Source organism: Actinoplanes sp. NPDC049598 (assembly GCF_040675435.1).
Lineage (GTDB): Bacteria > Actinomycetota > Actinomycetes > Mycobacteriales > Micromonosporaceae > Actinoplanes.
This window is the reverse complement of sequence record NZ_JBFAOX010000001.1, coordinates 697468-715303: the sequence shown is the minus strand read 5'-3', so window position 1 is coordinate 715303 and position 17836 is coordinate 697468. Positions and strand designations below refer to the sequence as shown.

Sequence of the window (17836 nt, the reverse complement as noted above, 5' to 3'; positions counted from 1 at the left end):
TAAGTTGTTTCCAGCGTGGTGCCGACGGCACTGAGTGGGCGCGCCCGTCTTCCTTCAGAGGTAGGTCATGAAGAGACTCGCCGCCGCGCTGGTGGCCGCCGCCGTGTCCGTGCTGTTCTTCGTCGCGCCCGCGTACGCCGCGGCCGGCCTGCACATCGTGGGCCGCAACATCGTCGAGGCCAACGGCCAGACCTTCGTCATGCGGGGTGTGAACCACGCGCACGCCTGGTACGCGAACCGCACGAACTCCATCGCCGACATCAAGGCCGCCGGGGCCAACACCGTACGGGTGGTGCTCAGCGGCGGCCGGTGGACGGCCAACACGGCGTCCGACGTGGCCAACGTGATCGCGTTGTGCAAGGCCAACAAGCTGATCTGCGTCCTCGAGGACCACGACACCACCGGCTACGGCGAGGACGGCGCCGCGTACACGCTCGACCAGGCCGTCAACTACTGGATCAGCCTGAAGAGCGTGCTGCAGGGCCAGGAGGACTACGTCGTCGTCAACATCGGCAACGAGCCGATCGGCAACACGAACCCGGGCCAGTGGACCGCCGCCACCGTGGCCGCGGTGCAGAAGATGCGCAGCAACGGCTTCCAGCACCTGCTCATGGTGGACGCGCCCAACTGGGGCCAGGACTGGCAGTACACGATGCGGGACAACGCGCAGACCGTGCTCGACGCCGACACGCAGAAGAACACCGTGCTGTCGATCCACATGTACGCCGTGTTCAACCAGCCCTCGGCCATCACCAGCTACCTCGACACGTTCGAGAGCAAGGGCTGGCCGCTGGTGATCGGCGAGTTCGGCTGGCAGTTCGCGAGCGGCGAGGTCGACGACCAGACGGTGCTGGCCGAGGCGGTCAAGCGCAACCTCGGCTACCTCGGATGGTCGTGGTCGGGCAACACCGACCCGATCCTCGACATGACCACGAACTTCGACGCCACCCAGCTCACCACGTGGGGCCAGCGGATCGTGAACGGCCCGAACGGTCTCAAGGCGACGGCCAAGCAGGCGAGCATCTACGGTGGCACGACGCCGACCACTCCCCCGGTGACCACGCCGCCGGTGACCACCCCGCCCGTGACCACCCCGCCCGTGACCACCCCGCCCGTGACCACCCCGCCCGTGACCACCCCGCCGCCGGCCGGCGGCGGCTGCTCGGCCACCTACGCGGTCACCGGGCAGTGGCAGAACGGCTTCCAGGGCGAGGTCAAGGTCACGGCGGGCAGCACGGCCGTGAAGAGCTGGACGGTCACCTGGTCGTACGCCAACGGCCAGAGCGTCACCCAGGCCTGGAACGCCACGGTCAGCAGCAGCGGCTCGACCGTGACGGCCCGCAACGTCGGCTACAACGGCAGCCTCGGGGCCGGCGCCAGCGCCACATTCGGCTTCCTCGGCTCCTGGTCCGGCACCAACAGCGTCCCCACCCTGGCCTGCTCGGCCACCTGACCGGACGGCCGGACCCGGCTCAGGTGGCCGGGTCCGGCTCCGTGCTGGCCAGCGGCGGGACCGGTGGTTCCGGTTCGGGTTCGGTGGACGGTTCGGGCGGGTTGTCGCTGAGCTGCTCGCGGATGTAGTTCCAGATGACCGCGATGACAGCCGCCACCGGCACGGCCAGCAGGCTGCCGATGATGCCGGCGAGCCCGCCGCCGAGCGTCACCACCAGCAGCACCACCGCCGCGTGCAGGCCCAGGCCGCGGCTCTGCACGATCGGCTGGAACACGTTGCCCTCGAGCTGCTGCACGGCCAGGATGATGGCCAGCACGATCAGCGCGTCGGTCAGGCCGTTGGAGACCAGCGCGATGAGCACGGCCACGAAACCGGCGAAGACCGCGCCCACGATCGGCACGAAGGCCGACACGAACGTCAGCACGGCCAGGGGCAGCACCAGCGGCACACCGACGATCCACAGCCCCAGGCCGATGAAGACCGCGTCGAGAAGACCGACGAACGCCTGCGAGCGTACGAACGCACCCAGCGTGTCCCAGCCGCGCTGGGCGACCACCGGAATGTCCACCGACAGGCGGCCGGGCAGCTGGCGGGACAGCCACGGCAGGAACTTCGGGCCGTCCTTGAGGAAGAAGAACATCAGGAACAGGGCCAGCACCGTGGTGATCACGCCGTTGACGATCGTGGTGACGGTGCCCAGGGTGACGTTGACGATGCTGCCGGCGCGGCTCTGGATCTGGGCGATGGCCGCGTCGAAGGCGTGCGTGATGTCGTCGTCGCCGATGTTGAGCGGCGGCCCGGACGCCCAGTCCCGCAAACGCTGGATGCCGTCGGCCACCCCGTCCGCGAGCTGACCGGACTGGCCGGCCACCGGCACCGCGATCAGCACGATGATGCCCGCCGCGATGGCCAGGAACAGGACCGTCACCACCGCCGCGGCCAGGGCCGGCGGCATCCGGAGCCGGGTCCGCAGCAGGCGCGTCACCGGCCAGGTGAGGGTGGTCAGCAGCAGCGCCACGACGATCGGCCAGATCACCGACCACGCCTTGCCGAGCAGCCACAACGCGACGTACGACGCCGCCAGCACGAGCAACGTCTGGGCCGACAACAGGGCGCTGGTCCGGAGCGCGGACCGCGCCTTGTCGGCATTGAGCTTGGCAGGCATGCCGATCACCTTAGAGATCGCCGGTCCCCACCGCGCGCCGGCCCGCGTGACACGCTGGGGGTCATCCAGCGGTCCAGCTCGGTGAGGATGGAGGCCACTTCGGCCAGGAGGCCGGCGGCGATCTCGGTGGGCGCCTGACCCTCGAGGGCCCGGCGGCCCGACTCGCCGAGGATGACGCGGAAGACGCCGGCCAGCGCGATGCCCTGCAGCTTGGCTATTTCCGGCGCGACAGTGCTCGTCTCGGCGATGGCCGCGGCCAGGGCGGTGGCCTGCCGGTCGATCAGTTCCAGGGCGAGCCGGTGCACGGCGGGACTCACGGCGGCGAGGTAGCCGAGCGTGCCCCGGGCGAGTTCCGGCGGCATGTCGCGGATCGCGGAGATCGATTGCAGGACGTACGCCCGGACGGCGGCGGCCGGGCTCGTAGTGGTGTCCCGGGCGCGGATCAGCTCGCTCAGCCGCTCCTCGATCTCCTGCTCACGGTCGATGACCAGCTGCTCCTTGGTCGGGAAGTAGTTGTAGAGCGTCTGCTCCGCCACCTCGGCCGCCCGGGCGATCTCGCTGACCGTCACGCGTTCATAGCCGCGCTCGGCGAACAGCCGGGTCGCCGTGTCGGCGATGAGCCGGCGAGTACGCGCCTTCTTGCGATCCCGAAGTCCGGATTCTGCCACCACCTGAGTGTACCAAGCCACAAAATTAGAGTGCGCCCTATTTTTGGCGTACGCTCCAAGCGAGACAAGAACCGAGCCGAGGAGCACGTGATGAAGGCAGCCCGTTTCAGCCGCTTCGGGGAACCGGAGGTCCTGGAGGTCGTGGAGGTGCCGGAGCCGCACCCCGGTCCCGGCGAGGTCCGGATCGCGGTGCGGGCCGCCGGCATCGGCCTCAGCGACATGAAGAAACGTCAGGGGCTGATGGGCGGGACGCTCCCGCAGACCCTGGGCCATGAGGCCGCGGGCGTCGTCGACGAACTCGGCGACGGGGTCACCGGCGTGGCCGTCGGCGACCGGGTGTTCGGGTTCGACGCGGGCGGGGCCGCGCAGGCCGAGCTGGCGGTGCTGTCCGCCTACGCGCCGATCCCGGCGCCGCTGGACTTCGCGACCGCCGCGGCGCTGCCGGCCGCGATCGAGACCGCCGTGCGGGCGCTCGACCACCTGGGCGTCCGCGACGGCAGCACCCTGCTCGTCAACGGCGCGTCCGGCAGCGTCGGCAGCGCCGCGGTCCAGTTCGCGGTGGCGCGGGGCGCACGGGTCATCGGCACCGCGAGCCCGGCCCGCCACGACTTCGTCCGCTCGATCGGAGCCGAACCGGTCGCCTACGGTGACGGCCTCGGCGGGCGGGTCCGGGCGCTTTCACCGGGCGGCGTCGATGTCGCGCTCGACGTGGCCGGCAGCGGCGTCCTGCCCGAACTCATCGATCTCGCCGGCGGCGCCGACCACGTGCTGACGATCGCCGACTTCGCCGGCGCGCAACGGCACGGCGTGGCGTTCAGCCGGGGCGAGGACGGGCGCGCGCTCCACGCGCTGACCCAGGTCGGCGAGCTGATCGAGGCCGGGCGCTTCCGCCTGCCGCCGGTGCGCACCTACCCGCTCGCCGAGATCGCCCAAGCGCACCGGGCCGGCGAGCGGGGCCGGGTCCGGGGCAAGCTCGTCCTGCTCGCCGGAGCGATCCCCCGCCCGCCGTACGATCCGGAGCTGCTGGCGATGGTGCCGGAGCAGGAGATCCCGCCGTTCACCAGGGAACTGCTCGACGCGATGAGGTCCGCCCCGGCGCCGGGCATCGCGGAGCTGGAACCGGCCCTGGCCCGCACCGGTGTGCGTCACGAGGAGCGGACGGTGCCCGGGCCGTCGGGCGACATCACCTTGTCGATCTTCACACCGCCGGCTCCCCGTCCGGGCATGCCCGCGATGTACTCGATCCACGGCGGCGGCATGATCGCCGGCGACCGGTTCGGCGGGCTGGACGCCTTCGGCTTCCTCGACTGGGTGGCCGAGTTCGGCCTGGTCCTGATCTCCCCCGAATACCACCTGGCGCCCGAGGTGCAGGGCACCGCGCTCACCGAGGACTGCCACGCCGGACTCGCCTGGACCTTCGAGCACGCGGCGGAGCTCGGCATCGACCCCGCGCGGATCGTGGTGGCGGGGTTCTCCGGCGGCGGCGGGCTGGCGGCGGGCACCGCACTGCTCAACCGCGATCGCGGCGGCCCGGCCCCACTCGCCCAGCTGCTGATCTGCCCGCAGCTCGACGACCGGGGCCGGACCGCGTCGGCCCGCCAGTTCTCCCGGGCGAACGGCGCCCGGCGGGGCTTGACCACGGAACACATCGCCTTCGCCTGGGACATGGTGCTCGGCGAAGGCCACAGCGACGCCGCACCGGACCCCACCGCGGTACCGGCCCGCGCGCTCGACCTCAGCGGCCTGCCGCCGGCCTACATCGACGCCGGATCGGCCGAAGTCTTCCGCGACGAGGCCGTCCAGTACGCCACCCGGTTGTGGGCGGCCGGCGGCCAAGCGGAACTGCACATCTGGGCGGGCGGGTGGCACGGCTTCGAACAGGCCGGCACCGCGGAGATCTCCATCGCGGCCCAGGCGGCCCGCAAGAGCTGGATGCGCAGAGTCCTGTCGGCCTAGCGGGGCCGGCGCTTGAGCCACGGGCGGCCGCCCTCCACACTGGCCCCGTGGGCGAACTGAGCAGGCGCCGGTTCCTGCAGGCGGTCGGGGTGAGCAGCGGGGCCGGGGCCCTCCTGGCCACCCTGGTCGCGTCCGACGGGGCCGCCGTCACCCCGCCCTTCACCGCGCCGACGTCGAGCGACGGCCAGTCGGTGGTCGTCCTGGGCGCCGGCATCGCCGGCCTGACCAGCGCCTACGAGCTGGGCAAGGCCGGCTACCGCTGTACGGTCCTGGAGGCGCGTCCCCGGCCCGGCGGCCGGGTGCTGACCATCCGGGGCGGCGACACCGAGACCGACCTCGACGGTCACACCCAGCGGGCCACCTTCTCCTACGGCACCTATTTCAACGCCGGGGCGGCCCGCATCGCGCCGTGGATGGTCACTCTGGACTACTGCCGGGAGCTGGGCGTCCCGGTCGAGGTCTTCGTCAACTCCAATGCCGACGCCTTCATCCACCGCCGGGGTGGCGGCCCGCCGGTCCGCTTCCGCACCGCTCGGGCCGATCTCTACGGGTACGTGTCGCAACTGCTCACCACGGTCGTACGCGGGGGTGGCCTCGACGCCGAGCTGGCCGGCGGCGGCCGGGACCAGCTGCTGGAGTTCCTCCGCGACTTCGGCCGGCTCACCGACGACGGGGAGTACCAGGGCGGCCCCGACCGCGGTTTCGTCACCTATCCCGGGGTGGACGGCGGTGTGCCGCTCGACGGCCCGCCCGGCCTGGCCGAGGTGCTGGCCGGCGGCACCGGGCCGTACCTCGGCTTTGATCTGGCCTTCGACCAGGCCATGCCGATGTTCCAGCCGGTCGGCGGGATGGACCGGATCCCGATGGCGCTGGCCCGGGCGGTCGGCGCCGGCCGGATCCGGCTCGGCGCGGTGGTCACGGCGCTCACCGGCCAGGCCGACGGGGTCGAGGTCCGTTACCGGCAGGGCGGCCGGGAGCGGACGATCGTGGCCGACTACTGCGTCGCGGCCCTGCCGCCGCATCTGATGGCCCGGCTGCCGCACAACCTCGGCGATGACGTGAGCACGGCGCTGGGCGCGTTCGCTCCGTTCCCGGCGGGCAAGCTCGGGCTGGAATACGGCCGCCGGTGGTGGGAGACCGACCTGGGCATCTACGGCGGCAGCACCAGCACCGACCTCGATCTGCAGCAGATCTGGTATCCGTCGTCGGGCTTCCACGGCCCGCGCGGCCTGCTCGTCGGTTACTACAACTTCGGGACCGACGCGGAGACGTACGCCGCCCTGGCCCCATCCGATCGGGCCGAGCGCGCCGTCTCCCTCGGCGAGCAGATCCACGGCGCTCAGTTCCGTACGGACCTGGTGTCGTCGTTCTCGGTGAGCTGGAGCCGCGTCCCCTACCTGGAGGGCGCCTGGGCCGCGCCGCCTTACGGCAGCCCGGCCGTGACGGTTCTCCAAGCGCCCGCCGGCCGGGTGTTCTTCGCCGGGGACTGGCTGAGCCACACGGTCGCGTGGCAGCACGGCGCTTTCGTCTCGGCCCGGGCCGCCGTCACGGCTCTTCACCGAGCGTCGACGGCGCGCGCATCCGCCAGGCGTCGGTGATGAGTTCAGTGAGCCGCGCCACATCAACGGCGGGTAACCGCAGCATCACCAATGGAAGACCGTCGTACCCCGGTGTGGTGAAGAAGAGGCCGGGTTCACCCAGAAGAAGGGCTTGCTTTTCCGCCTCGTCCCCCACGTAGAGGACGGCCACATCGGTGCGAATCACCCGTGGCCGCCCCGGTTCCCGCTCCGGGTACGACCAGACGAAGCCCTTGTCGGCCACCCGGAAGTCGAAGCCGTCGCTGTCGATCTCGACGACGTGCGGAAGGGACAGCGCCAGGCGGCGGACATCGTCGGCGGTCGCCACGACGGTCAATCCTTTCTGTCCGAGATGACACAACAACGTGCCACCGCCGACAGTCTTCCAAAGTTCATGCGTAGGATTCGTCCCCGCACGGTCTTGCCGCAGGGATCCGAGGGAAACGATGCCACTCACTCCAGCCGACATCCACAACATGGCCTTCAAGAAGCCTGCGATCGGCAAGCGGGGGTACGACGAGGAGGACGTCGACGCGTTCCTCGACGAGGTCGAGCAGGAGCTCATCCGCCTCATCGAGGAGAACCGCGCCCTCTCGGACCAGGTGCAGCGGGGCGGCGGCGGCATGGGCTCCGGCCCGTCCGGCCCGTCGGCCAACAGCCGCGCCATGGAGGCCGAGCTGCAGGCCCTGACCACCCAGCTCGGCCGCATGCAGGAGGCCCGGGCCCGCGCCGAGCAGAACGCGCGCAGCGTGCAGTCGCAGCTCGAGCGCGCCCGCACCGAGCGCCCGGCCACGCCGCCGCCGGCCGAGAAGGACGACCGGCTCTCGGCCGTGCTGATGATGGCTCAGCGCACCGCCGACGACCACATGCGCGACGCGCAGCAGGAGGCCGACACGCTGCTGGGCAACGCCCGCACCCAGTCGGAGCAGATCACCGGCGACGCGCTGCTGGCCGCCGACAACATCGAGACCGACGCCCGGCGCAACCACAACGACGCGCTGGCCAGCATCGACGAGAAGCGCGACGCCCTGCTCGACGAGATCGACCGGCTCGGGCAGCTGGCCCGCACCTACCAGCAGGCGCTCGGCGCGCACGTCCAGCAGCAGCTGCAGGAGCTCGACAGCGTCTCCAACGGCGCGGGCCGCGAGCTCGACTGACCTACCCCAGCCGTACGCCGTAGGCCACCTCCCGCACCTCGGGCGAGGGGTGGCCGCGCAGCGCGTTCAGCGCCCGCGCCCGCGGCGGCCCGTGCTGCAGCATCGCCACCGCGAGCAGGCCGCCGGCCAGGTCGCCCCGCCCGGCCAGACGGTCCGAGGTGCCCGCGAGGACGGCGGGATCCTGCGCGGCGTACATCCGGTTGCGCAGCACCTCGGCCGCCGCCACCGCCGTCACCGGCCGTGACGCGCACAAGTCGGCGATTTCCGCCATGTCCGTCACGGGCAGCAGGTCCGTCAGCAGCGTGACAGCCACGGCGAAGAAACCCTCCTGGCCGGCCAGCCAGCGGGCGGCGCCGATCATCGGGCGCCGGTCGGCCGCGGCGGGAGCGTTCCGGTACCGGGCGGCGGCCGCCGCGGCCAGGGTCTCGAGACGGCGGCGGGCGGGACGGTCCGCGCCGGGCCGGCCCGGTTCGGCGTCAGCCTGATCCTGCGCGACCAGCCCGGCGAAGACCGTATGAGCGGCCGGCTCACTCAGCAACGGCAGCAGCCCAACCGCATCCGCAAGCTCCACCTGCTCGTTGAGATCGGTGAGACGCTGCGCGATCAGCTCGTGCCCACCCTCGATCCAGCGCTCCCACGCCGGTAGCGCGGCGAACGCCTCCCGGCGAAGCTCGCGGTCGGCGGCGCGGCACAAATCGACGACCAGCGCGGCGTAGCGGGCCCGGAACCGCGCGGCGATGGAGGCGGGCCCGCCGGCCAGCACCGCGCGGCCCTCCTCCCGGCTCCCGCCCGCCGCCGCGGTCAGGATCTCCCAGCTCGGCCCGGCCTCGAGACGCTGCCGGGCGGCCGACACGATCGCCGCGCGCACGTCGCGGTGGGCGCCTTCCCGGACGTACGCGTCAAGCAACGTCGCCATCACGCTCGGCGGCCCGAAGCGGCCGAGCAGCCGGGCCACCTCCTTGCGGCTGGTCACCTTGACCGGGGCCGTGACGAGCCCGCCCAGCAGCGCGGGCAGCCGCGACGGCGACGCGTGGGCGACCGCCCGCCCGGCCGCGTACATCGCCACCCGGGCCCGATCGCCACCCGCGTACTCGAGCAGCACGGACAGCGCCTCGTCGGGCCGATCGGTCCACACCAGGGCGCCCAGCGCGGCCTCGGCCACGACGACGTCGGCCGCCTCGACATGCCGCAGCGCCAGCGCGCGACCGGCCCCCGGCACCCGGGCCGCCGCCTGCAGCGCCCGCGCCCGCGGCCAGACGCCGGCCGCACGGTCGTCGACGACGAACTCCAGCATCCGTACGAACGCGGCCTGCTGACGCGGCAGCCACCGGTCGGCGTGCCGCGGCGCGCCGGGCACCCACCGCTGACCGGCCTCGATCATCCGGCCCCGGGGACGGCGGCCCAGCACGCGGTCGAGCAGATCGGTCCGGGACGACGCGACGATGTCCCAGACCGCGGGCACGGCCACCATGGACGGATCGGTCTCGATCACCACCGCCACCCGGGCCGCTCGGTGCCGCGGGTCGGCCAGCCACAGCTCCACCGCCTGGCGCGCCACCCAGGCCGAGGCCGGCGGCTCGATCGCCCGCCGCAGCAGCTCCTGCAGACCCGGCAACTCCCAGGCCCGCTTGCCGAGCGCCAAGGTCAGCGCGAACAGCGGCCCGTACTGCCCCCGCTCCATCCCGGTCCCGACCCATCCGCGCAGCCGTTCGAAGACCATGACCTCCTGCCCCCGGCGCAGCACCTGGTCGAAGCGGCGCAGCAGCGGCACCGACGACGAGCCGCTGACCAGGTCGATGGTGAGCAGCGCCCACTCGCGCAGCTCCGGCGAGCCGGTGTGGTGCTGCAGCACGTCGGCCGCGAGCGTGGCCAGCGCGCTCGTCGTGCCCCGCGAGGTGTCACGCGCCTCGACGGCGTCGGTGGTGAGCCGGGTCAACTCGGCCGCGGCGGCCGGCGGGAAGAGCCGGGCCAGGCGGGCCAGCGCGGTCAGCGCCACGGCCCGGACCGGGTCCTGCTCGTTGCGCAGCCGTCCCAGCAGGTTCAGGGCCGCCATCGGGTCCCGGTGGCGGCGGGCGGCGTCCAGGATCAGGCGGTACGCCTCCTGGCGCTCCTCGGCCCGGCCGGAGCGCAGCGCCGGCATCAGCGCGGCCGACGCCTCGGGCCAGGCGAGGAAGGCACTCCAGGCGCGGATCCGGTCCTCGCGCTCGCGGGTGTGCGGGAGCCCGAGGACGCGGTTCGCCTCGCCGATCCGTACGGCCGCGGGCAGCAACTCCATCACGGCCTCGGTGGGCGGAAGGTCGGCCGGCTCGTAGAGCTGCGCCCGCCGGGCCGGCGGCATCGCCGCGAGCAGCGCCTCGAACTGCCGTGGAACATCCCGAACGGCAGCGACGAGCGGCGCCAGCTCGGCGCCGGACAGCACCCGCAGACGACTCAGCAGCGCGGGCCGCAACCACGCCCGGCGAAGCGCGGCCCGCCTCCGCGGCGCGGTCAGCAGCCCCACCACCCGCCGCGGATCGTGCGCGGCCAGCTCACCCCGGCTGGGCAGCCAGTCGGCCGGGGCATACCGCTCGGCCAGGTCGAGGAACCCGCCCGGGTCACAGATCTCGGCCGCGTCCGCCACCCGCCGCCACAGCGCGTCCCGATGCTCCGGCGGGGTCGCCGCCAGCCGCACCCCCACCCGCTCCAGCACCGGCCCCGGATGCCGCCGGGCCAGCGTCGACAGGTTGACCGCGTGCTCCAACTCAGGCAACAGCGCCCGTACGGTCTCAGCGCCGCACCCCGGCAGAACGGCCGCCGCCTCCGCATCGCCCCAGTACGGCCGCACCTCGGCGATCAGCCCTTCCGCCACCTCAGGCAGATACCTTCGCCGCACCGTGCGATAGACCCGCCGCCGATCAGCCTCCGCCAGATCGACCACCCCGCCCCGCAGCAGCCCGCCCCGCAGCGCCGCCACCAGCCCTGCCGCCCGCACCGACGGCGCCGGATCCCCCACCGCGGCCAGGATCCCGTCCCGATCCCGCACCACCATGGCCGCCACCAGCGCGAGATGCCGCTCGTAATCCCCCGCCAACCGCAGCTCAGCACAGACCGCGGCCCGATCCTCCGCACTGCGGGCCCACCCGGCCAGCCGCCGCATCCTCTCCGCGTAGGCCAACGGCTCCAGCAGACTCAGCAGATCACGCGTAGCAGCAAGCACCCGATCATTGTCCCCACCCCGCCAACCGAGTTGTCAGCGCCGGATCCGCGTGGACTCAGCAGGTCATCGCCCCCAACCTCAGGACCTCCGCGGGCTGGGCGCGGTCGGTGACCGCGGTGCCGGCTCGCAGCGTGCTGATCTCAGTCACCGCCCAGGGCCCGGATGGCGCGGGACGGCCGGAAAGCATGCGCCCGAACCTGGTGCGGGTCCCTCTCGAGCAGACCGGTGCGGGTCGGCGGAGCCGCGAGCGGCTGCTCGACCGGGTGGCTGGGCTGGAGGCGCCCGGGCTGACGCGGTGCGCCGGGGGTGTGCGGGGGGCGGGTCATCACACGAAGTTATGTGGGAAGTGGAGGGTAACGGCGGGAGCGGGCGGCACGTACGGTACTTCGACAGCCGTCTATCAATGGAAGGAGCTCCGCGTGCGTATCCGCATCGTCGTTGCTTCGTTTGCCACCGCTCTGGCCGGTGCCGTGGCCGTTCCGTCCGCGGCCTCGGCGGTCGAGGATCCGTCCACCAACATCATCGGGGGCGGCACGGTCTCGTCGGCGCCGTGGGCCGCGGCCGTGTTCAGCAACGGCAGCTTCACCTGCTCGGGCACGATCATCTCGGCCAACTACGTGCTCACCGCGCGGCACTGCATCAGCGGCACGATGTCGGTGCGGGTGGGCAGCGTCAACCGGACCTCGGGCGGCACGACCCGCAACGTGACCAGCACGGCGACCCGCTCCGACCTGGCCCTGATGCGCCTGGCCAGCCCGATCACGACCACCTACATGCCGCTGTCCAGCGCGTACCCGCCGGTCGGCTCGACCAACAGCATCTACGGCTGGGGCATGACCTGCTACAGCGGCTGCAGCGCGTCGACCACCCTGAAGACGGCGACGGTCCAGGTCACTTCGACCAACCAGACCGACGCGTACGGCGGTCGCGCCATCGGCAGCACACGGATCAACGGCAACGCCTGGCGGGGCGACTCGGGCGGCCCGCAGGTCTACAACGGCGCTCAGGTCGGCGTGGCCTCCACGGCGGACGGCACGAGCCGGCAGTACTACGGCAGCGTCGCGTACAACCGCGCCTGGATCACCTCCACGGCCGGCGTCTGACCGCCGCGCCGCCTTGGCGCTCCGGCGAGGGGCGCCAAGGCGGGCGATGGTTCAGGCCGTGAACCCGAGCGCCTTGTCGAGGACCGCGGCCGCGCTGCCGGGCGGCAGGTCCTCGCCGCGCCAGGCTACGTGCTGGTCGGGGCGGATCAGGACGTTGGCGGCGCCGAAGCGGCGGCGTTCGGGCAGGTGGATGACCGTGAACGGGAGGTTGCGGGCGTCGGCCTCCTTGCGGAAGGCCTCGGCGCCGCCGTCCAGGACGAGCAGGGCGAAGCGGTGGCCGATGCGGTCGTAGAGGGTGTCGCCCCACGGGTCGACATAGCCGTCGGGGGCGCGGTGCCCCGGCATGCTGGTTCTCCTCGTACCAGACGATCGGTGAGGCGTCGTAGCGCTAGTGCCCCATCGCCCCCGGCCCGGACCAGCGCAGTCAGCTCGACCGGGCCGTCCGTGGACGTTCTCGGGGATCGGCAGACCCAGGTTGCCGCGCAGGGTGGTCGCCTCGTACTCGCTGCGGACCACCCCTCGCTCGCGCAGGATCGGCAGCACCTCGTCGGTGAAGCGCGCGAACTCGCTGGGGCGTTGACGGTGATGTTGATGCCGTCGAAGGCGCCGGCGCGCCACCAGCGCTCGATCTCGTTCGCCACGGTCAGCGGTGACCCGGCTAACGGCGACCGACGCGAGGTGAGCGTGTGCTCGACCGTCTGCCGCAACGTGAAAGTCCTTGGTGCCGCGCGTTTTCTCCAGCGCCTCCTCGTCCGTGTCGGCGATGACCACGCCGATCCCCGGAAAGATGAGGACATGGGAGGGGTCACGGCCCTTGGCGGCGGCCCGGGCCCGGATGTCGGCCGCGAACGCCTGTCGCTCGCTCGAGCTGACCTGGTACTCGGCCCCCGGCTGGTCGCCGAGCGCCGGCCCGGTGCCGCTGGTCGCCTTCGACGCGCCCTGCGCGCTGCGCAGCCGCGCCCTGGACACCCTGGCCGCGCAAGACCTGCCGGCCGAGGTCAGCTGCGAGGCGGCCCACCTGGCGGGCGTGCAGGCCGCCGTCCGGGCCGGCCTCGGCGTCGGGCTGATGGCCACCCTGGGCGAGCATCCGGACGGTCTCGTCCCGCGCGACGACCTGCCCCCGCCGGCCCCGCTCGAGCTGTCGGTGCGCAGCCGCCGCGGCATCACCCGCGAGCTCGTCGAGGGTGCCGTGGCCTCGCTCGCCCCGCTGCCGGCGGCCGCTTGATCATTCGCTCTGCGCCCTCGCCGGACTACGAAACGTCGACATTTCAAATCCGAAAGTCGCTGTGAAATCACGCGGTGTCATTCGGCTTGACTAACGTTTCCGGACCATATATCTGTTCTGTCGGCGATGAGCGCGGCCTCACGGAGGCTATAGCCCGACAGTGAGGAGTTCGACGTCTATGCCGGCACAGGCCACGTTGGGGGAACGAGGGCAGGGTAAGCCGCAGGGCGGGTCCACGTACAGCGCGAAAAAGCCGCCGAAAAGGCGCAAATTGCCGCTATGGACCAAACTGCTCACCGTCTTCGGCGCGGTTCTGCTGGTGGTGGGCGCCGGCGGCCTGGTCTCGGTGAAGTACTTCCTCGGCCAGCTCACCAGCAACATCCAGACGACGTCGACCGTGCTCGGCTCGGCCGGGCTCAGCAACCAGGCCGTCGCCGCGGGCAAGATGCCCGAGGGCGCGATGAACATCCTGATGCTCGGCCTCGACACCCGGACCGGCTGGGAGGAGAAGGGCGAGCTGTCCCGCTCCGACACGATGATCATCCTGCATGTCACGGCCTCGCACGACCAGGCGTACATGCTCTCGATCCCCCGCGACACGATCGTCGACATCCCGGCCGACGAGCAGCTCGGCTTCCGCGGCTCGACCGAGAAGATCAACGGCGCGTACGCCAACGGGTCGAAGGACGGCAAGGGCTGGCAGGGCGGCGCCAAACTGGCCACCAAGACGGTCAACAAGCTGACCGGCATCGAGTTCGACGGCGTCGTGGTCATCGACTTCGGCGGCTTCAAGGGCATCCTCGAGGCCATGGGCGGCGTCTACATGTGCGTCGACAAGGACATGTGGTCCAGCCACTACATCGTCGTCGACGGCAAGGTGAAGTACGCCGAGGGCGCCGACCCCAAGTCCCCGCCCAGGAACGCGCTCTGGTTCAAGAAGGGCTGCCGCAACATGCAGCCGTGGGAGGCGCTGGAGTTCTCCCGGCTGCGCCACTCCAGCAACGGCGACTACGACCGCCAGAAGCACCAGCAGCAGCTGCTGCGGGCCATGATGAAGAAGGCGACCAGCGGCGGCATCATCAGCAACCCGAGCAAGGTCTCGAAGATCCTGGCCGCCGCCGGCACCTCGCTGCGGATGGACACCCACGGCGTCCCGGTCACCGACTTCATCTTCGGCATGAAGGGCCTGGCCGCGGGCGACCTGATCCCGATCAAGACCAACGGCGGCACGTTCGCCGCGGTCTCGGGCGGCGAGGGCATCAACGACGCCACGCGGGAGCTGTTCAAGGCCACCGCCGACGACAAGCTGCCGGCCTTCCTCGGCCGCCACCCCGAGATGCTGATCAACGACGCGGCCACGTCCTGAGTTCTGTACGGGCCCGGCGTTTCCGCCGGGCCCGTCTTTTTTCAGCGCAGGGCCGGCAGGACCTTGCTGCCGAACGCCTCGATGAACGGGTTCAGGTTCTGCCCCACGTGGTGCAGATAGATCCGGTCGAAGCCGAGGTCGGCGTACCCACGCAGGAGCTCGGTGTGCTCCTCCAGGTCGGCCGAGATGTTGACGACCTTGGCCACCTGCTCGACGGTGACGTTCTGGGAGATCACGTCGAAGTGCTCGACGGTCTCCGCGTCCCAGCAGACCGGCGGCGGGAAGATGTTGCTGCGCCACTGGTCGTACGCGATCTCCTCCGCCTCGGCCTGCGACGGCGCCCAGCTCAGGTGCACCTGCAGGCACACCGGCCCCTGCCCGCCGGCGCCCCGGTAGGCGTCGATCATCTCGCGCAGGTGCTCCTCGGGCGCGTTCACGGTGACCAGCCCGTCGGCCCAGCCGCCGCACCAGGCCGCGGTCTTCGTGCTGACCGCCGCCCCGATCAGCGGCGGCGCCTGTTCCGGCCGCGTCCACAGCCGCGCCCGGTCCACGGTGATGATCCCGTCCCGGGTGACCTCCTTGCCCGCCATCAGCCCCCGGATCACGTCGACGCAGGCCAGCAGCCGCGCCTCCCGCACATCCTTGCGGGGCCACTCCCCACCGACGACGTGCTCGTTGCTGTACTCACCGCTGCCCAGCGCCGCCCAGAACCGCCCCGGGTACATCGAGGCCAGCGTCCCCATCGCCTGCGCGATGATCGCCGGGTGGTACCGCTGCCCCGGCGCGTTCACCACCCCGAACGAAAGATTCGTCGCCTGCAGCGCCGCCCCGAGCCACGACCAGGCAAACCCGGACTGCCCCTGCCGCGCACTCCACGGCGAGAAGTGATCAGAACACATAGCTGCCTCAAACCCCGCCCGTTCCGCAGCGACCACGGCGGCCAGCAGCTCGGCGGGCGGGATCTGCTCATGAGAGGCGTGGATTCCGTAGACCGTCATACCCCTCCTCTCTACCCAGAGCGACCCCCCACACCACCTCTTTGGCCGCCCCTTCAGCCCGACGTGCCGCCCGGCACGGTCTGACGTTTCGCGCCTCACGGGTGACCCGGCCCCAGCACCGGCGTGACCGGACCCCTCGGGAGACCTACAACCCGTAATCGATTCCATGGCCGACCGCGTGGCCCGATCGGCCGGGCGACACCGTCCCTTTTGGTCACCAAGAGGTGACAGCAATTGCGGGATGCTGACCAGCAAGCGAAGGCCGGCCCGGTCGCAACGACGACTGCCGCACCGGTTGCCGATCCCTTCGCCGGCTTGGACGGTGCTGAGCTCGGCGTCCCCAGCTGACGGGCAGCGAAGACGGTCCCATCATCGGCACCTTCGAGGTGACCGGGCCGAAGTACACGGAAGACGAGCAACACCAGGATCACCGCCAAGGTGACGGGTGTGGAGCGGGCCGGCTGAGCCGGCGGCGGGAGCGCACGACGGCGGAACGGCTCTTTTTGCCCGGAGCGATTCCTTTGGCGGACTTCAACGGTCATCACTGGCGAGAGGAAGGGATCGGGTGGCCCATGGTTGAGGAACGGTCGGCGGAGTTCGCGCGGGTGGCGGAGCCGTTTCGGCGGGAGCTGGTGGTGCATGCCTATCGGATGCTCGGGTCGGTTGAAGAGGCCGAGGATCTGGTGCAGGAGACCTATCTGCGGGCCTGGCGGGGCTACGCGGCGTTCGAGGGACGGTCGTCGCTGCGGGCCTGGCTCTACCGGATCGCGACCAACGTCTGTCTGTCGGCGCTGCAGCGGAAGGGGCGGCGGGTGCTGCCGTCGGGGCTGGGCGCGGCCGCGGAGGATCCGGACGCGCAGCCCGGGGTGGCCGAGCCGGAGCTGGCTTGGCTGGGGCCGATTCCGGATCCGGCCGCGATTTTGGCGGCGCGTGACCACGTACGGCTGGCTCTGGTTGCCGCCCTTCAGTATCTGCCGGCCCGGCAGCGGGCGGTTCTGCTGCTCCGGGAGGTGCTCGGCTTCAGCGCGGCCGAGGTCGCGGGCATGCTCGGCATGTCGGTGGCGGCGGTCAAGAGCGCGCTGCAGCGGGCCCGGGCCCGGCTCGACGAGGTCGATCCCGACCCGGACAGCGTCGTCGAGCCGGTCGAGCCGCGCGCCCGGGAGCTGCTGGGCCAGTACATCGCCGGTTTCGAGAACGCCGACCTGGCCGCCCTGGAGAAGGCGCTGCGGGCCGACGCCGCCATCGAGCTGGTGGGCACGCGCACCTGGTTCTCCGGCAAGCGGACGTGCCTGCGCTACCTGGCCCGCGTGATCGGCGCTCCGGGCGACTGGTTGATGACGCCGACCAGCGCCAACGGCCAGCCCGCGGCGGCCGCGTACCACCGCGGCCAGGCGCTGGGGATCGCCGTGCTCGACGTCGGCCCGGACGGCGTCGCCCGCATCACCGTCTTCGCCGGCGGGCCGGACCTGGTGGCGAGATTCGGCCTGCCCGCGGCGCGAGGAGAGCACGATGCCCACTGACGAGGAGTTCCTCGCCTACAACGAGGGCGTCATCGACGAGTTCCGCGCCAACCAGGGCCGGGTCAGCCGGCCGCCGTTCCCCATCCTGCTGCTGACCACGACCGGGGCCCGGACCGGACGGCGGACGACCGTGCCGCTCGGTTTCGGCGTCGACGACCGGGGCCGCGTCTTCGTGGTCGGCTCCAAGGCGGGCGCCCCGCGGCATCCGTCCTGGTTCCACAATCTGCGGGCCCATCCAGAAGTGACGGTCGAGCTTGGCGGCGGCTTCTTCCCGGCTCGGGCCGTCGTGACGGCCGGCGAGGAACGGGAACGGCTCTACCGCCTGGTCTCCGACGGCGCCTCGCCCTACGAACAGAACACCGACCGGGTCTTCCCCGTCGTCGTCCTCGAAGGCGTGCCCGCGCCGTGACACGAATCGGTCACGAGCGCTGCGAATCGATGGCGATCGTGAG

At 71.9% G+C, this 17836-nt stretch carries 16 protein-coding genes and 1 pseudogene; 10 read left to right on the top strand and 7 right to left on the bottom strand.

From position 1 onward, the window contains the following. The first annotated feature begins 67 nt into the window (after positions 1-67). Positions 68-1453, top strand: coding sequence for a cellulase family glycosylhydrolase (locus AB0J66_RS03570; RefSeq protein WP_364655332.1), 1386 nt, complete (start codon positions 68-70; stop codon positions 1451-1453). A 19-nt stretch (positions 1454-1472) separates the two neighbouring features. Here AB0J66_RS03570 and AB0J66_RS03565 read toward each other — a convergent pair whose 3' ends face one another. Both AB0J66_RS03565 and AB0J66_RS03560 read right to left on the bottom strand, forming a co-directional pair. Next, on the bottom strand, positions 1473-2618 hold the full coding sequence (locus tag AB0J66_RS03565) for an AI-2E family transporter (protein ID WP_364655330.1): 1146 nt from the start codon (positions 2616-2618) through the stop codon (positions 1473-1475). Between the two features lie 5 nt (positions 2619-2623). After that, the gene (locus AB0J66_RS03560) at positions 2624-3286 is read right to left on the bottom strand and encodes a helix-turn-helix domain-containing protein (protein WP_364655328.1); all 663 of its coding nucleotides are present in this window, start codon (positions 3284-3286) and stop codon (positions 2624-2626) included. A 90-nt stretch (positions 3287-3376) separates the two neighbouring features. Here AB0J66_RS03560 and AB0J66_RS03555 point away from each other — a divergent pair. The 3 genes and pseudogenes from AB0J66_RS03555 to AB0J66_RS03545 form a co-directional block, all read left to right on the top strand. Next, positions 3377-4270: pseudogene (locus AB0J66_RS03555) on the top strand (NADP-dependent oxidoreductase); the annotation flags it as partial. 45 nt (positions 4271-4315) lie between these two features. Further along, a complete protein-coding gene (locus tag AB0J66_RS03550; RefSeq protein WP_364656031.1) occupies positions 4316-5242 on the top strand; it encodes an alpha/beta hydrolase fold domain-containing protein in 927 nt (308 codons plus the stop codon). A 47-nt stretch (positions 5243-5289) separates the two neighbouring features. Then, positions 5290-6840, top strand: a complete 1551-nt coding sequence (locus tag AB0J66_RS03545; protein WP_364655326.1) for an FAD-dependent oxidoreductase — start codon at positions 5290-5292, stop codon at positions 6838-6840. Here AB0J66_RS03545 and AB0J66_RS03540 read toward each other — a convergent pair. Further along, entirely contained in the window at positions 6788-7147 is a 360-nt protein-coding gene (locus tag AB0J66_RS03540; protein ID WP_364655324.1) for a hypothetical protein, read from the bottom strand. The genes AB0J66_RS03545 and AB0J66_RS03540 overlap by 53 nt on opposite strands. A gap of 118 nt (positions 7148-7265) precedes the next feature. On the opposite strand from AB0J66_RS03540, the gene AB0J66_RS03535 reads away from it, so the two are divergent. After that, the gene (locus tag AB0J66_RS03535) at positions 7266-7976 is read left to right on the top strand and encodes a DivIVA domain-containing protein (protein ID WP_364655322.1); all 711 of its coding nucleotides are present in this window, start codon (positions 7266-7268) and stop codon (positions 7974-7976) included. Between the two features lies 1 nt (position 7977). Here AB0J66_RS03535 and AB0J66_RS03530 read toward each other — a convergent pair whose 3' ends face one another. Together AB0J66_RS03530 and AB0J66_RS03525 are read right to left on the bottom strand one after the other, a co-directional pair. Continuing rightward, entirely contained in the window at positions 7978-11172 is a 3195-nt protein-coding gene (locus AB0J66_RS03530) for a hypothetical protein (protein WP_364655320.1), read from the bottom strand. Between the two features lie 140 nt (positions 11173-11312). Next, the gene (locus AB0J66_RS03525) at positions 11313-11498 is read right to left on the bottom strand and encodes a hypothetical protein (RefSeq protein WP_364655318.1); all 186 of its coding nucleotides are present in this window, start codon (positions 11496-11498) and stop codon (positions 11313-11315) included. A gap of 93 nt (positions 11499-11591) precedes the next feature. Between AB0J66_RS03525 and AB0J66_RS03520 the strand changes: the two genes are divergently transcribed. Further along, positions 11592-12275: a trypsin-like serine protease gene (locus AB0J66_RS03520; protein WP_364655316.1), complete on the top strand. Its 684-nt coding sequence runs from the start codon at positions 11592-11594 to the stop codon at positions 12273-12275. A 51-nt stretch (positions 12276-12326) separates the two neighbouring features. Here the strand turns inward: AB0J66_RS03520 and AB0J66_RS03515 are convergent, their stop codons facing one another. Beyond that, positions 12327-12620, bottom strand: coding sequence for a hypothetical protein (locus AB0J66_RS03515; RefSeq protein WP_364655314.1), 294 nt, complete (start codon positions 12618-12620; stop codon positions 12327-12329). A gap of 442 nt (positions 12621-13062) precedes the next feature. Between AB0J66_RS03515 and AB0J66_RS03510 the strand changes: the two genes are divergently transcribed. Continuing rightward, positions 13063-13500 carry a LysR substrate-binding domain-containing protein gene (locus tag AB0J66_RS03510; protein WP_364655312.1) on the top strand — a complete coding sequence of 146 codons (438 nt, stop codon included), beginning with the start codon at positions 13063-13065 and terminating at the stop codon, positions 13498-13500. Between the two features lie 271 nt (positions 13501-13771). Next, positions 13772-14866 (top strand): LCP family protein, encoded by a 1095-nt coding sequence (locus AB0J66_RS03505; protein WP_364655310.1) that lies wholly within the window; start codon positions 13772-13774, stop codon positions 14864-14866. Between the two features lie 41 nt (positions 14867-14907). Here the strand turns inward: AB0J66_RS03505 and AB0J66_RS03500 are convergent, their stop codons facing one another. Further along, entirely contained in the window at positions 14908-15864 is a 957-nt protein-coding gene (locus AB0J66_RS03500) for a TIGR03885 family FMN-dependent LLM class oxidoreductase (protein WP_364655308.1), read from the bottom strand. 572 nt (positions 15865-16436) lie between these two features. Here AB0J66_RS03500 and AB0J66_RS03495 point away from each other — a divergent pair. Both AB0J66_RS03495 and AB0J66_RS03490 read left to right on the top strand, forming a co-directional pair. Next, positions 16437-17384, top strand: a complete 948-nt coding sequence (locus AB0J66_RS03495) for an RNA polymerase subunit sigma-70 (protein WP_364655306.1) — start codon at positions 16437-16439, stop codon at positions 17382-17384. Then, the gene (locus AB0J66_RS03490) at positions 17374-17793 is read left to right on the top strand and encodes a nitroreductase/quinone reductase family protein (protein ID WP_364655304.1); all 420 of its coding nucleotides are present in this window, start codon (positions 17374-17376) and stop codon (positions 17791-17793) included. The genes AB0J66_RS03495 and AB0J66_RS03490 overlap by 11 nt, the downstream gene beginning before the upstream one ends. The last annotated feature ends 43 nt before the right edge of the window (positions 17794-17836 follow it).

Coding starts and splice junctions, on each gene's coding strand:
- AB0J66_RS03570 (WP_364655332.1), top strand. CDS start 68: ATGAAGAGACTCGCCGCCGCGCTGGTGGCCGCCGCCGTGTCCGTGCTG.
- AB0J66_RS03565 (WP_364655330.1), bottom strand. CDS start 2,618: ATGCCTGCCAAGCTCAATGCCGACAAGGCGCGGTCCGCGCTCCGGACC.
- AB0J66_RS03550 (WP_364656031.1), top strand. CDS start 4,316: ATGGTGCCGGAGCAGGAGATCCCGCCGTTCACCAGGGAACTGCTCGAC.
- AB0J66_RS03535 (WP_364655322.1), top strand. CDS start 7,266: ATGCCACTCACTCCAGCCGACATCCACAACATGGCCTTCAAGAAGCCT.
- AB0J66_RS03525 (WP_364655318.1), bottom strand. CDS start 11,498: ATGACCCGCCCCCCGCACACCCCCGGCGCACCGCGTCAGCCCGGGCGC.
- AB0J66_RS03515 (WP_364655314.1), bottom strand. CDS start 12,620: ATGCCGGGGCACCGCGCCCCCGACGGCTATGTCGACCCGTGGGGCGAC.
- AB0J66_RS03510 (WP_364655312.1), top strand. CDS start 13,063: ATGAGGACATGGGAGGGGTCACGGCCCTTGGCGGCGGCCCGGGCCCGG.
- AB0J66_RS03500 (WP_364655308.1), bottom strand. CDS start 15,864: ATGACGGTCTACGGAATCCACGCCTCTCATGAGCAGATCCCGCCCGCC.
- AB0J66_RS03495 (WP_364655306.1), top strand. CDS start 16,437: ATGGTTGAGGAACGGTCGGCGGAGTTCGCGCGGGTGGCGGAGCCGTTT.
- AB0J66_RS03490 (WP_364655304.1), top strand. CDS start 17,374: ATGCCCACTGACGAGGAGTTCCTCGCCTACAACGAGGGCGTCATCGAC.